The 13,978-nt window shown below is 73.5% G+C and carries 13 protein-coding genes; 4 read left to right on the top strand and 9 right to left on the bottom strand.

Annotation, left to right across the window (positions count from 1 at the left end):
* Nucleotides 1-415: 415 nt before the first annotated feature.
* Nucleotides 416-1,420, bottom strand: a complete 1,005-nt coding sequence (locus AB0R04_RS33900) for a stage II sporulation protein M (protein ID WP_063349146.1) — start codon at nt 1,418-1,420, stop codon at nt 416-418.
* A 293-nt stretch (nt 1,421-1,713) separates the two neighbouring features.
* Between AB0R04_RS33900 and AB0R04_RS33895 the strand changes: the two genes are divergently transcribed.
* Nucleotides 1,714-2,661: an RDD family protein gene (locus AB0R04_RS33895; protein ID WP_363377430.1), complete on the top strand. Its 948-nt coding sequence runs from the start codon at nt 1,714-1,716 to the stop codon at nt 2,659-2,661.
* Nucleotides 2,662-2,711: 50 nt separating this feature from the next.
* On the opposite strand, the gene AB0R04_RS33890 is transcribed toward AB0R04_RS33895, so the two are convergent.
* The gene (locus AB0R04_RS33890; protein ID WP_350886472.1) at nt 2,712-3,362 is read right to left on the bottom strand and encodes a hypothetical protein; all 651 of its coding nucleotides are present in this window, start codon (nt 3,360-3,362) and stop codon (nt 2,712-2,714) included.
* Nucleotides 3,363-3,473: 111 nt separating this feature from the next.
* Here AB0R04_RS33890 and AB0R04_RS33885 point away from each other — a divergent pair, with 111 nt between their 5' ends.
* Nucleotides 3,474-3,986, top strand: coding sequence for a SigE family RNA polymerase sigma factor (locus tag AB0R04_RS33885; RefSeq protein ID WP_363377429.1), 513 nt, complete (start codon nt 3,474-3,476; stop codon nt 3,984-3,986).
* The gene (locus AB0R04_RS33880) at nt 3,983-5,056 is read left to right on the top strand and encodes a hypothetical protein (RefSeq protein WP_363377428.1); all 1,074 of its coding nucleotides are present in this window, start codon (nt 3,983-3,985) and stop codon (nt 5,054-5,056) included. Before AB0R04_RS33885 ends, AB0R04_RS33880 begins: the two co-directional genes overlap by 4 nt.
* A gap of 94 nt (nt 5,057-5,150) precedes the next feature.
* Here AB0R04_RS33880 and ahcY read toward each other — a convergent pair whose 3' ends face one another.
* The 6 genes from ahcY to AB0R04_RS33850 form a co-directional block, all read right to left on the bottom strand.
* A complete protein-coding gene (gene ahcY, locus AB0R04_RS33875) occupies nt 5,151-6,599 on the bottom strand; it encodes an adenosylhomocysteinase (protein WP_363377427.1) in 1,449 nt (482 codons plus the stop codon).
* 375 nt (nt 6,600-6,974) lie between these two features.
* A complete protein-coding gene (locus AB0R04_RS33870; protein ID WP_363377426.1) occupies nt 6,975-7,952 on the bottom strand; it encodes a cation diffusion facilitator family transporter in 978 nt (325 codons plus the stop codon).
* A 76-nt stretch (nt 7,953-8,028) separates the two neighbouring features.
* A complete protein-coding gene (locus tag AB0R04_RS33865; RefSeq protein ID WP_363377425.1) occupies nt 8,029-9,303 on the bottom strand; it encodes an SIS domain-containing protein in 1,275 nt (424 codons plus the stop codon).
* Nucleotides 9,304-9,369: 66 nt separating this feature from the next.
* On the bottom strand, nt 9,370-9,552 hold the full coding sequence (locus AB0R04_RS33860) for a Trm112 family protein (protein ID WP_063349138.1): 183 nt from the start codon (nt 9,550-9,552) through the stop codon (nt 9,370-9,372).
* Between the two features lie 83 nt (nt 9,553-9,635).
* Entirely contained in the window at nt 9,636-11,021 is a 1,386-nt protein-coding gene (locus AB0R04_RS33855) for a phosphomannomutase/phosphoglucomutase (protein ID WP_363377424.1), read from the bottom strand.
* Nucleotides 11,022-11,211: 190 nt separating this feature from the next.
* Nucleotides 11,212-11,655: a DUF3499 domain-containing protein gene (locus tag AB0R04_RS33850; RefSeq protein WP_363377431.1), complete on the bottom strand. Its 444-nt coding sequence runs from the start codon at nt 11,653-11,655 to the stop codon at nt 11,212-11,214.
* Between the two features lie 85 nt (nt 11,656-11,740).
* Between AB0R04_RS33850 and AB0R04_RS33845 the strand changes: the two genes are divergently transcribed.
* Complete coding sequence (locus AB0R04_RS33845; RefSeq protein ID WP_079135840.1) at nt 11,741-12,193, top strand: metallopeptidase family protein; 453 nt, start codon at nt 11,741-11,743, stop codon at nt 12,191-12,193.
* Between the two features lie 53 nt (nt 12,194-12,246).
* On the opposite strand, the gene AB0R04_RS33840 is transcribed toward AB0R04_RS33845, so the two are convergent.
* On the bottom strand, nt 12,247-13,977 hold the full coding sequence (locus tag AB0R04_RS33840; RefSeq protein WP_363377423.1) for a DUF5719 family protein: 1,731 nt from the start codon (nt 13,975-13,977) through the stop codon (nt 12,247-12,249).
* Nucleotide 13,978: the final 1 nt, after the last annotated feature.

Here is a 13,978-nt window from a genome sequence, read left to right as displayed (position 1 = left end):
TGACTTTTGGCACGCTGTTGAGTTCTCAAGGAACGGACACTTCCTTCGGACCGCCTTCCAGCGGGCCCTCCGGGCGCTTCGTTCTTTCGTGTTTCCAGCTTATCAGATCCTCGCGGCCGTTCTTACCGGCTTCGTTTCTCCGAATTCCCGCTGGCGGGATTTCCTTCGAACTTCGCTCCGAAGCTTATCAAAGCTTTCGGTGTGCTCAGTCCGCGGGATTTTGCTTCGTCGAAGGATGCGCATTCATAAAACGCGCTCACCTCGATTTGGCGGTGTCGTAGACACTAACGCCCGGGACTGACCGTTGTCCAGTCTGTCCCAACCGTTCAAACCTACTAGCCCACCCTCACCACGTCAATGGTTTGGTCGGGATGCGAGAAGAGTACCAGGTCAGAGGCGTGTGGATCACCTCGCCTCAGGCCGCGACGGGTTGCAGATCCGCCCGATCGGCCGCGTCCAGATCACCGACTTCGCCGGCCTCGGCGGCCTTTCGGCCCCACACCAGCGCGTAGAGGAGGAATGCCGCCTCGGCCAGCACGCCGATCGAGATGCGCGCCCAGGTGGGCAGTCCGGAAGGGGTGACGAACGCTTCGAGTACACCGGAAACGGCCAGCACCGTCGCGAGGCCGATGGACATGCCGATGATGGAGCGGCCCTGTTCGGCCAGGGCCGTTCCGCGGGTGCGCGGGCCGGGGTCGATGACCGTCCAGCCGAGGCGCAGACCGAGGCCGCCGGCCACGAACACTGCGGTCAGCTCCAACAGGCCGTGCGGGATGAGCAGGCCGAGGAAGACGTCGAGTCGCCCGGCGGAGGCCATCAGCCCGACGCCGACACCGAGGTTGACCACGTTGGTCCACATCACCCAGAGCACCGGGAGACCCAGCGCGATCCCGAACAGCAGGCACTGCACGGCGATCCAGGCGTTGTTCGTCCAGACCTGTGCGGCGAACGAACTCGCCGGGCGGTCCGAGTAGTACGACTCGTACTGCCCGCCCGGGCGGGTCATCTCCCGCAGGTGATCCGGGGCGACCAGGCTGTTGCGGACCTCGGGGTGGGTGGCCATCCACCAGGCGAGCACCGCGGTGGCCAGCAGCGAGACGACCGCGACCGGCACCCACCAGCGGCGCGCGCGGTACAGCGCGGCCGGGAAGCTCACCGTGTAGTACCGGGCGACGTCGTGCCAGCCGCTGCTGCGCGATCCGGTCACCGCGCTGCGGGCCCGCGAGACCAGGCCGGTCAGCCGGCTGAGCAGGGCCGGGTCCGGTGCGGCGGCCTGGACCTTGGCCAGGTGGCCGGTGGCGCGCTGGTAGAGGGTGACCAGTTCGTCGGCCTCCTCCCCGCTGAGCCGGCGCCGTCGGGCGAGGGCGTCCAGCCGTGCCCACTCCCCCTGGTGGGTGGCGACGAAGACGTCCAGGTCCATTCGGCGGCTCCATGGTCGGCGGTGGGCGCGAGGGGCCCGGTCGCGGGCGGGCGGACGGGCGGGTACGTGCGGACACGCGCGGCCCAGCATGCCAGGAGCGGTGGGCACCCCGGCCGCCGGGATCTCACTTCCCGTGCGGCCACCGGGCGCCGTATGTTTGCGGCTGCGGATCAGACTGCGGAGAGCAGGTCGTGGGGGCCGGTCCGGGTGACGTCCCTCCCCTCGTCCGTGCCGCCCTCGGCGGCCTCCATGAGTGAGCTGTACGGCTCCACGAACGTGAACGGACAGGTGTCTTGAGCGACCTGGTGACGGGTGAGGCGGTCGTCCTCGACCTGCAGACGGCGAAGCTTCCCAGCCGGGCGCTGGCGATCACGCTGGACCTGCTCGTGGAGTTCGCCGCCCTGTTCCTGGTCTCGCTCACCCTGAGCGTCGCCCTGATCGGACTGGACGGTGCGGCGCTGGCGGCCACCCTGATCGGGCTGCTGGTGTTCTTCCTGGTGGCCGTGCCGGTGATGGTCGAGACCTTCAGCCACGGGCGCTCGCTCGGCAAGGCCGCGCTCGGCCTGCGGGTGGTGCGCACCGACGGCGGCCCGGTGCGGTTTCGGCACTCGCTGGTGCGCGGGCTGGTCGGCTTCATGGAGCTGGTCGCCATGACCGGCGTGCCGGCGGTGATCACCTCGGCCGTGAACGCGGACGGCAAGCGGCTGGGCGACATCTTCGCCGGGACGGTGGTCGTCCGCGAGCGCACCCCGGGTGGCGGGACGCCGCCCCCGCTGCCGCCCGTGCACCCGCACCTGCTCCAGGCGATGGGCCGGGAGCTGGTCGCGATGGACCTGTCCGCGGTGCCGGAGCCGCTCTGGCTGGCGATCCGCCAACTGCTGGGCCGCATAGGCCAGTTGGACCCGGCGGTGGCGCTCCAGATGTCCACCCGGCTGGCCGGCGACCTGGCCGCCCGGACCGGTCACCCGGTGGCGCAGGGGCTGCACCCGGCGGCGTACCTGGGCGCGGTGCTCACCGAGCGCCAGCGCCGGGAGTGGACGCGGGCCCAGGCGCAGTGGCAGCGGACCGCGGCCCCCGCACCCGCCGCGTGGCCGGCTCCCGCGCCCCAGCCGGCCGCCCCCTCCTTCGAGAAGCCCGCCCCGCCCACCGCCGACCAGCCGTCCCCGGCCCCGTCCCCGGCCCCGGCCCCGGCCCCGTCCTCGACACCGGCCCCCGGCACCGGCTTCGCGCCGCCCGCCTAGGCTCACCGCGCTGCCGCGCGGGCCCGCCGCCCGGCCCGCGCAACCCGGACCTACTCCCCGAACTGCGCCGGCCAGGCGTTCGGCGGCGACGCCAGCTCCTCCAGTTCGATCCCGTCGGCCGCCAGCACCACGTCCCCCGCGAGGTGCACGACCTGCTGCTCGCCGGTCTCCAGGTCCGCGACCTGGTACCGCTCGACCAGCAGCGGCCCGGAGTCGGTCTGGTGCGTGTCGACACCCTCCAGCAGCCACCCCTGGTCGAAGGTGCGCGGCGCCAGCACCGGTTCGGTGAACGCGACCAGCCGCACCCGCGCGCTCGCCCCCTCCCGCAGCCGCAGCAGCCGGGCGGTGGCGACCAGGAAGGCCGGCGAGCCGCCGGTGAACCCGTGCGCCCGGTCGTGCCCCTCCACGCTGTGCTCGCCGCCCGGGTCCGCCGCGTCCGTCCGGACCCAGGCGACGCCGTCCACCGCGCCGCCGCGCACCTGCCAGCCGCCGGCCCGCAGTTCCATCCGCAGCGGGCGGGCCCGCGAGTCCAGGGTGAGGTCGACGCTGCCGATCACCCGCCCGTCCGGCGCGTAGGTCTTGGAGACGTACCGCCAGCCGGCCGCCCCGGGGGCGCAGCTGAAGCGCTCCTCCCCGAGCAGCACGCGGTCGTGACCCAGAGGAGTCATGGCTGTGTGGAGCGAGTACCGGCCGTTGGGCATGCCCGAAAGCCTACGTGCGCATTCGCATGCAACGTTCGGGGCGGGTGCCCGCATTAGGGGGGTGGACGGCGCGCACGAGCGCCGACGACACGAGGGAGAAGGGGGGCGCAGATGGCGAAGCAGGCACGCGACGAGGAGTTCACGGAGTACGTGACTTCCAGGAGCGGCTGGCTGCGCAAGGTCGCCTATCTGCTGTGCGGGGACTGGCACCGCGCGGACGACCTGGTCCAGGAGACCATCACCAAGCTGTACGTGAACTGGTCGCGGGCAGGCCGCATGGAGAACCTGGACGGCTATGCCCGCAGGGTGCTGGTCAACACCTTCCTGGCCGAGCAGCGCACCTCCTGGTGGCGGCGGACCAGCCGGCCGGGCACCGACCTCGACACCGAGTCCATGCCCGTCGACCTCGACGCCTCGCTGGACCTGCGCCACGCCCTGGCGACGCTGCCGGCCCGCCAACGGGCGGCCGTGGTGCTCCGGTACTACTGCGACCTGACGATCGACCAGGCCGCCGACGCCATGGGCTGCTCGTCGGGCAACGTCAAGAGCCAGAGCTCCCGGGCCCTGGACACCCTCCGCGGCAGGCTCGCCGCCCGCCCCACCGTCGCAGAGAGGACGCCATGACCAGCAAGGATCACCACGACCTCACCGCCCGGCTGACGGCCCTCGCCGACGGGTCGGCGCCACCTGCGCGGTTCGACGCCGACCGTTCGATCGCCGAGGGCACCGCCCGGCTGCGCCGTCGCAAGCGCGCCGCGGTCGGCGCCGTCGCCGCCGTGACGGTGGCGGTGGTGGCGACCACCGCGCTGCTGGCCCCGGGAAGCGGCACCGTCACCCCGACACCGCCGGCGGGGCCCACCTCGAGCACCTCACCGTCCTCGACGCCGACCCCGACCCCGACCCCGACCGTGAGCGGCATCGACCCGCTGACCACCGAGGTCCACTTCGGCTGGCTGCCCGACTGGGTGGGCGGCGAGCAGCACATCAGCTACGAGACCGGCTACCACGGCATCTACGCCAAGGCCCGAGGCGCGGGCGAGAACGCCGCCCGCATCATGCTCTCCCAGTACCCGGCGGGCTCCGAGCCCCCGATGACGGGGGTCAACGTGAAACTCAGCAAGGTCGACGCCGAACCGGTCAACGGACGACCGGCCTACCGGGTGGTCGCCGACCAGCCCGAGAGCTACCAGCCGACGCTGCGCTGGCTGACCCCCGCGGGCCGCTGGGCCGAGGTCAGCGTGGACGGCCAGACGCCCGGGGACGTCACCGACGAAGTCCTCCACAAGGTCGCCACCGGCGTCCGGTTCGGTCACTGGAACGTCCCGCTGCCGGTGCAGTTCACCGGCCTGCCCGAGACGTTCAAGGCCACCGACGTCATGCTCTCGCGTCCGGACCCGGACGGCGTCGGTGCCTGGGACCTGTGGCTGATGTTCCAGGTCGAGGGGAAGAACGTCTCGGTCAGCATGCGGCCGGTCGGGCCGCGCCCGGTCTACACCAGCACGGACGGCTCGCCCTACACCGACCCGCACCCGCTCTTGGAGTCCGTCCAGAACGGGGTGGAGATCTCCATCGGCACCGGAGCCGGCGATCCGCCCTCCCTGGAGCAGCTCGGCGGCCTCCCCTGGATGCTCGCCCACACCAAGGCCCTCGGCCCGGACGCCGCCGACTGGACCACCGACGTCATCGTGCCCTGAACACAGACCGCCGAACGCGCCGGTGGCCGGCACCCCTGCGCAGGGGTGCCGGCCACCGGCGTACGCCGCACCGCGTCAGCCGCGGTTCACCGCATCAGTAGCGGTACTGATCCGCCTTGTACGGGCCCTCGACCGGGACGCCGATGTAGTCGGCCTGGTCCTGGCTCAGGGTGGTCAGCTTCACGCCGAGCGCGTCGAGGTGCAGCCGGGCGACCTTCTCGTCCAGGTGCTTGGGCAGCACGTAGACGCCGATCGGGTACTGCTCGGTCTTCGTGAACAGCTCGATCTGGGCGATCGTCTGGTTCGCGAAGGAGTTGGACATCACGAACGACGGGTGGCCGGTCGCGTTGCCCAGGTTCAGCAGGCGGCCCTCGGAGAGGACGATGATGGTGCGGCCGTCCGCCTTGCGCCACTCGTGGACCTGCGGCTTGACCTCGGTCTTCACCACGCCGGGCAGCTGCGCCAGGCCGGCCATGTCGATCTCGTTGTCGAAGTGGCCGATGTTGCCGACGATGGCCTGGTGCTTCATCCGGGCCATGTGGGAGGCCATGATGATGTCCTTGTTGCCCGTGGTGGTGATGAAGATGTCGGCCGTCTCGACGACGTCCTCCAGGGTGGCGACCTGGTAGCCGTCCATCGCCGCCTGGAGCGCGCAGATCGGGTCGATCTCGGTGACGATGACGCGGGCGCCCTGGCCGCGCAGCGACTCGGCGCAGCCCTTGCCGACGTCGCCGTAGCCGCAGACGACGGCGACCTTGCCGCCGATCAGGACGTCGGTGGCGCGGTTGATGCCGTCGATGAGCGAGTGGCGGCAGCCGTACTTGTTGTCGAACTTCGACTTGGTGACCGAGTCGTTGACGTTGATCGCCGGGAACAGCAGCTGGCCGTCACGGTGCATCTCGTACAGGCGGTGGACACCGGTGGTGGTCTCCTCGGTCACGCCCTTGATGGTGGCGGCGACCTCGGTCCACTTGTTCGGGGAGTCCTTGAGGGTGCGGTTGAGCAGCTCCAGGATGATCCGGAACTCGTCGTTGTCCGCGGTGGACGGGTCCGGCGCGGCACCGGCCTTCTCGAACTCGACGCCCTTGTGGATCAGCAGGGTGGCGTCGCCGCCGTCGTCCAGGATCATGTTCGGGGTCTTGCCGTCAGGCCAGGTCAGGGCCTGCTCGGTGCACCACCAGTACTCGTCCAGGGTCTCGCCCTTCCAGGCGAAGACCGGCACGCCCTGCGGGTTCTCCGGGGTGCCCTCCGGGCCGACCGCGATGGCGGCGGCCGCGTGGTCCTGGGTGGAGAAGATGTTGCAGGAGCACCAGCGGACCTCGGCGCCCAGGGCGGTCAGAGTCTCGATGAGGACGGCGGTCTGCACGGTCATGTGCAGCGAGCCGGTGATGCGGGCGCCGGTCAGCGGCTTCGACTCGGCGTACTCGGCGCGGATCGACATCAGGCCGGGCATCTCGTGCTCGGCCAGCTGGATCTCCTTGCGGCCGAACGGCGCCAGGGAAAGGTCGGCGACCTTGAAGTCACCGGTGGTGTCGGTCGACATGCGTCTGCTCCTCGCTGATGGGGTGGGCGTGGCCAAGGTCCTGTGTGTGCGGTCGCAGCGGGGCGGGGCCGTACGGGTGCACGGCTACGCCGGGGCGGCCGGATCCGTGGTGCTGGACCGGTTCCCTGCTGCGCAGCACAAACCGTCGGAGGACCTCTCTCCCTCGACCGGGGCACACCCCACAGGGGCGGACCGCCGATCAACCGCCATCAGCAGCGACGTTCTGGCTCTGGTGACGAATCTACACCGGCGGCCCCACCGGCCGTCCGCCGATGAGCGATTTCGGCCTCGGACCGGACGGGTCCTCAAGCGGATCCCAGCCGGCCCCCTGGTCTGCCCCCCGGCCGGCCCCGGCCAGGGGCGGACCGGCGCCGGTCAGTGCGAGGCGCCGGGCCCGGGCCCGCCGGGGGTGGCCGCCGGGTCCTCGCCCGCGGCGGCCTTCTCTGCGCTGTAGACGTCGGGCTCCAGGTAGATCGCCCGCGCGATCGGGACGGCGGCCCGGACCCGCTCCTCCGCCGCGTCGATCGCCTGCGCGACGCGGGCGGCGCTGTCCTCCGCGTTGACCGCGATCTTGGCGGCGACCAGCAGTTCCTCCGGCCCCAGGTGCAGGGTGCGCATGTGGATCACGCCGGTGACGGCCTCGCCGTCCACCAGCGCCTCGCGGATCCGGCGCACCGAATCCCGGTCGGCGGACTCGCCGAGCAGCAGCGACTTGGTCTCCAGGGCGAGCACCACCGCGATCACCACCAGCAGGAGGCCGATGCCCAGAGTGCCGACGCCGTCCCAGACGCCGTCGCCGGTGATCACGGTGAGCGAGACGCCGAGCAGCGCGAGCACCAGGCCGATCAGCGCGCCGGCGTCCTCCAGCAGCACCACCGGCAGCTCCGGGGCCTTGGCGGTGCGGATGAACTGCACCCAGCCCTGGCCGCCCTTGGCCTTCGCCGACTCGCGCATCGCGGTGAGGAAGGACCAGCCCTCCATCGCGACGGCGAAGAGCAGCACGCCGACCGCCCAGCCCCAGGAGTCCAGCTTCTCCGGGTGGTTGACCTTGTGCCAGCCCTCGTAGATCGCGAACAGGCCGCCGACGCTGAAGAGGACGATCGCCACCAGGAAGCCGTAGACGTAGCGCTCGCGGCCGTACCCGAACGGGTGCTCCTCGTCCGCCTCCCGGCGCGCCCGCTTGCCGCCGATCAGCAGCAGCACCTGGTTGCCCGAGTCGGCGACCGAGTGCACGCCCTCGGCCAGCATCGACGAGGAGCCGGTGAAGCCGAAGGCGGTGAACTTGGCCACCGCGATCGCCAGGTTCGCGGACAGTGCCGCGACCAGTGCCTTGGTGCCGCCTTCTGTACTCATGTTCCGGGTCCCTCCGCCGCAATGGCTGGTCGCGCTGCTCCGTCGAGCGCTTACCGTACCGGCCGTGCGGCGTGGCTCAGGACTGCGCGGCGGCGAGCCCGAGGTAGACGGCGGCGAAGTCGGTCAGCGCGACCAGGTCGGCGAGCGCGTGCAGCGGGTCCGGCCGGGTGGTCGCGTACTCGGTCAGCCGGACGTCGTGGGCGCCGGCCAGCCGGTGCGCGCGGGTGACGCCGAAGCTGCGCGGGCCCGCGTCGTCCTCCGGCACCTCGGCCGGCCCGCCCTGCTCCTCGGGCGCGCCGCCGGGACGGACACCGGGCTGGGCACCGGGCGCCCCCGGGACGTGCCGCAGCAGCAGGACCTGGAGGTGCAGCGGATCCGGCTCGTCGACCCGGTCACGGAAGAAGTCGTCCGGGTCCGCGCCCGCGCCCAACTGGCCGGTGAACATGCCGCGGTGGGCGGTCAGCACCTGCGGCAGCGGCCCGGCCAGCGCCGGGCGGCCGGCCCGTTCGGCGAGCTGGGCGGCGAAGCGGGTGGCGACGGCCCCGGCGATCGGGCCCTCGGCCCACAGCAGCGGGACCGTCCCGGCCAGCCGGGCGGCCAGGCCCTTGGCCGGGTTGGTGTACGCGGCGGCGTCGGGGCGGCAGCGGACGGCGGTCGCGTCCAGCAGGTCGGCGACGGCCGGCAGCGCGTCGTACGGCAGCTGGGTGATGCCGATCTTCTGGGCGAGCGCGAGCAGCGGGGCGAGGTGGGACCACAGCGCGGCCGGGTCCTCGGCGGGGAGGTCCGGCTCGGCGGCCGGGCCGGCGGGCGCCTCGTCCTCGGGCAGCGCGGAGGCCACGTACGGCAGCGGCAGCGCGCGCACCTGCAGCGCGGCCTCGGCCAGCGGGCTGCCCGCCGGGGCGGTGACCACGATCGCGCAGCCGCGCGCGTAGGCCTGCTCGGCGAGGCCGACCAGGCCAGGTTCGCCGCCGTCGGCGGAGCTGACCACCAGGAGGTCCAGCGGGCCGGCCCAGCCGGGCAGTTGCCAGCCGAGCCCGGCGGTGAAGGCGGGCGGCGCGCCGGCCCGGTCGGCGCGCGGGGCGGCCGCCTCGGTCGGCGGCAGCGTGGTGATCAGGCCGGCGTGGCCGGCCAGCGCGGTCAGGATCTCGCCCGCCGTCAGGGCGCTGCCGTGGCCCGCGACCAGGACGGCGCGCGGGCGGCCGTCCGGGCGCAGCCGGTCCAGGCCGGCCGCGTCGGCCAGCCGCAGCGCGGTGCGGACCCGCGCGCCGGCGCCGGCCAGGGCCAGCAGGGCGCGGTCGCGGTCGGCGCGCTGCAGGGCGGCCGGGTCGTCGAGCAGGGTGTCGTCGAGCATGCGGCGGGCCTCCGACTGCTGTCCTGTGCGCGCTGGGCTGGCGGGGTGGGGGCTTCGCCCCAAGGATCAGGCCGGGCGGCGGGCCTCGTCCACCAGCAGGACCGGAATGCCGTCCCGGACCGGGTACGCGAGGCCGCAGTCCGCGCCGGTGCAGAGCAGCTCGGGCTGCTCCTCGGTGCCGCCCTCGGTGAGCGCGGCCCGGCACTGCGGGCAGACCAGGATCTCCAGCAGGAAGGATTCGAGCTTCATGGGGCTCTCCAAAAGTCGGGGGGTGGCACGGCGGTGCCCCGGCCGATAGGCAACCCTACCGGCCGGGGCACAGGAGGCCTCGGTCAGGCGCGGACGATGGCGAGCACGCCGTCGCGCAGCTCGGCCATCTTCGCCGGGTCCTTGGCCTCGGCGTTCAGGCGCAGCAGCGGCTCGGTGTTGGAGGCGCGCAGGTTGAACCACCAGTCCGGGCCGGCCACGGTGAGGCCGTCCAGCTCGTCGACGGTGGTGCCCTCCAGGCCGGCGTAGGCGGCGCGGACGGCGGCGGTGCTGGCGGCCTGGTCGGCGACGGTGCTGTTGATCTCGCCGGAGGCGGCGTAGCGGTCGTACTCGGCGGTGAGCGCGGACAGCGTGCCGGGCTGCCCGCCGAGCGCGGCCAGCACGTGCAGCGCGGCCAGCATGCCGGTGTCGGCGCGCCAGAAGTCGCGGAAGTAGTAGTGCGCGGAGTGCTCGCCGCCGAAGACGGCGTCGGTGACGGCCATCTCCTGCTTGATGAAGGAGTGGCCGACCCGGGTGCGCACCGGGTTGGCGCCGAGCTCGCGGACCACCTCGGGGACGGTCCAGGAGGTGATCAGGTTGTGGATGACGGTCGGCTCGGCCTCGCCGGCGGCCTGGGCGCGGGCGATCTCGCGGGCGGCGACCAGGGCGGTGATGGCGGACGGGGAGACCGGCTCGCCGCGCTCGTCGACGACGAAGCAGCGGTCGGCGTCGCCGTCGAAGGCCAGGCCGAGGTCGGCGCCGACCTCGCGGACCTTGGCCTGGAGGTCGACGATGTTCTTCGGGTCGAGCGGGTTGGCCTCGTGGTTGGGGAACGTGCCGTCCAGCTCGAAGTACATCGGGACGAGCTCGATCGGCAGGCCGTCGAAGACGGTCGGCACGGTGTGGCCGCCCATGCCGTTGCCCGCGTCCACGACGACCTTGAGCGGGCGGATCGCGGTGAGGTCGACCAGGCCCAGCAGGTGGTCGGCGTAGCCGCGCAGGGTGTCCTGCTCGGACAGCGCGCCGGGCTCGACGTCCTTGGCCGGGACGGTGACGGTGTCGTCCTCGCCCGTCCAGGACTCGACCAGCTCGCGGATCTCGGCGAGGCCGGTGTCCTGGCCGACCGGGGCGGCGCCGGCCCGGCACAGCTTGATGCCGTTGTACTGGGCCGGGTTGTGGCTGGCGGTGAACATCGCGCCGGGCAGGTCGAGCTTGCCGCTGGCGTAGTAGAGCTGGTCGGTCGAGCAGAGGCCGATCTGGACCACGTCCGCGCCGTAGGCGGCGGCACCCTCGGCGAACGCCCGGGTGAGCGACGGGGAGGAGGGGCGCATGTCGTGGCCGACGACGATCGCGGACGCGCCGGTGACCTGCACGAACGCGGCGCCGAAGGCCCGGGACAGGTGCTCGTCCCACTGGTCCGGGACGACGCCTCGGACGTCGTAGGCCTTCACGAGCTGCTTGAGGTCGCGCACTGCGGCTCCACCCTGGTCTCTGTACTGGTCGGTGTGCGTGTGATCGGCGGCTGGCCGCCCACGGTCACGATACGTCGGGGTCACCGCCCGTTCGGTCGACGGTCCGCGGTGACGGTAGACGGGCAGCGTACCCAAGTCGGACGAACGCCCGGTGCAGGCCCGGGCGGGGTACGGCGTCGGCTGTGCGGCGTCAGTTGTCCGGCAAGCGCAGGACGCGCAGGTGGCCGCGGCGGCCGCCCTCGGTGGACTCGCCCTCGGACCCGCGGCCCTGACGGGGGGTCTGCGGCCGGGCGGCCTCGCGGACGGCGTTGGCGAGGGCTTCCAGGTCGTCGCTGCTGCGGCGCAGCGGCCCGGCCTCGGCGGCCAGCCGGACGACCTCCCAGCCGCGCGGGGCGGTGAGGCGCTCGGCGTGCTCGGCGCACAGGTCGTAGCAGTGCGGCTCGGCGTAGGTGGCGAGCGGGCCCAGGACGGCGGTGGAGTCCGCGTAGACGTACGTCAGCGTCGCGACGGCCGGCCGGCCGCACGCGGTCCGCGAACAACGACGTACAGAGCTCACGAGGGTGGACGGTACCGCACTCCTCGCCGGGGAGCGAAGACCGCCTGTCCGGCGGGTGTGCCGTGTCGCGGTCCGCACGCCGGTCCACGCCTCCGCCGCCTCGGGCGTTTCCCCGTCGGAGTAGTCCACTTCCGACCGTCCAAGGACTACCCTCGGCAGTGATATGGACAGCTCTGCACCGCAGTCATCGACGGGACCCTCGCGCCGTCCCCGGCATCGCGACCGGCACGGCAGGGGGCTGCGCGGCCCGCTGGCGCCGCCCCAGGTGCCGATCTCGCTCACCCGCTCCGAACTGTTCGACGACTACGTGCGCGAATCGGTGGAGCGTCTTGAACGGCGCTGGCCGCAGTTGATCGAAGTGGAGTTCGCCGTCCAGGAGGTGCCGCTGCACGAGCCCGACGCGGCCGACGGCGAGGACGGCGTGCCGCTGGGGCGGGTGTTGCCGGGCAAGCAGGGGCGCAAGAGCCAGATCGTGGTGTACCGGCGGCCGGTGGAGATCCGGGCGAAGACCCGGGAGGACCGCGCGGCGCTGGTGCACGAGATCCTGATCGAGCAGGTGGCGGAGCTGCTGGGACTGTCCCCGGACGCCATCGACCCGCGCTACGACGAGGACTGAGCACGCGGACGGGGCGGTACCCGGGCCTGCCGGGTACCGCCCCGTCCGGTTGGTCAGCGCAGGACGACGCCCGGATCCTGGCCGGCCCGCGGGACCCTGACGGTGCTGTGGTCGTCGCGCAGCGCCTGGATGGTGAACATCGGCACGTCCTTGGCGGGCAGCGAGAGCATCCGGGCGGCCATCACCGGGCCGCCGGAGACGGTCTCGACGGTGAGCGCGAAGCTGCCGTTCAGCCCGCCGGGCTCGGGCGCCGGGAGGGCGACCGTGCCGCCGGCCGGCAGCTGGACGTCCTTGCTCACCGGGGTGCCGCCGCCGCTGCCGGCCGAGGCGGTGACCCGGACGGTGGCGGCGTCGCCGGCGGAGGTCAGGAACAGCGTGGACGCGCCGGCCCGGTTGTCGGCGACCGTGGCGCGGGCGCCGACCGGGCCGGTGCCGGTGAGCCAGGCGGCGTCGCTCTTGCCGCCGCCCCCGGCCCGGTCGACCCGCAGGCCGGCCACGACCCGGGTCGGGTGCTTGTCGTCGGTGGGCGACAGCCGCAGCCCGGCGACCTCGTCGCGGGTGACCTTGCCGAGGTCGACGGCGGCCACCATGCCCGCCTTGATGTGGATGGACTCGTTGCCGGCCGGGGTGAACCAGCCGTTCTTGCCGGAGAGCTGGATCTTCAGGTCGGCGTCGTCCTCCGGCGGCGCCCAGACCACCAGGTGGGCGGCGGAGGTGTCGGCGGGCAGGCCGGGCAGCACCTGGGTGGCCGCCGGCTCGGCCGAGGCCGGGATCCAGTCGGCGCCCTTGCCGCCGTCGGCGGCGTGCAGCGCGGCACCGACCCGCCCGCTGCGGGCGACCACGTGCACGGCGAGGTCGTTGACCGCGCCCTTGCTGATCGTCGGCAGCAGCACGGACTGGGAGCTGCCGGGGGCGACGGTGATGCCGTTGGCGGCGTCGTTCTCGATCAGGCCCTTGTCGCCGTACAGCTTGATGTCGACCACGGCGGCGGAGGACTCGGTGTTCACCAGGCTGACGTAGTCGACCCGGTCGCCGGCCGTGCTGGCCCCGGCGAACCAGAAGCTGGTCCCGGCGGGGGTGCAGGTGAGGCCGGACAGGCCGAGGCCGCGCTGCTCGGTGACCACGGTGGTCTGGGTGACGGTGAAGCCGGGGGCGAGGGCACCGGTGGCGACGGCCCCGGTGCCGGGCGCGGTGTCGCCGTTGGCGGCCGGGCCGGTGGCCGGGGCGCCGGGCTTGGCCAGGGTCAGCCGGGCGTCGGCGGGCGCGGCGCCCTTGTCCGGAGCGGCCGGGGCGGCCGAGCCGGACGGCGCGGCGGGGGCGCCGGACGCCGGGGCGGAGGGCGCGGTGGTCGGCGGGGTCGCGGGCGCGGCGGCGTCGGAGAGCCAGCCGGCCCCGCCGGTGGCGCCGCCCGCCCCGGGCGGGGTGTAGGCGGTGAGCGTGGTCGAGCCGGTCAGGCCCTGGAGCGGCTGCGGGCAGACCGCCGCCGTCCGCTCGACCTGCGCGGTGGTCGGGGCGACGCCGCCGTCCGCCTTGGCGGGGGCGGCCGGCGGGCGCGTCTCGGCGATCCCGAACACCGCCGCGAGCACGACGGCCGCGGCCAGCAGGGACTGCGTGGTCCTGGTGCCCCCGGACCGCCCGGCCGGCCGGGCGGAGGCCGCGGGCTCCGGCGCCTGGGCCGGGGCGGGCCCGGACTGCCCGGCCTGCCCGGTCTCGGCGGCTTCGGCGGCCTCCGTCGGCTCGACGGCCTCGGGCGCGGACTTCTTCCTGAATGCGGGCTTCTTCATC

Source organism: Kitasatospora sp. NPDC056731, assembly GCF_040687675.1.
Classification (GTDB): Bacteria; Actinomycetota; Actinomycetes; order Streptomycetales; family Streptomycetaceae; genus Kitasatospora.
The sequence above is the reverse complement of the archived record's forward strand: the minus strand, read 5'-3'. Positions and strand labels throughout refer to the sequence as shown.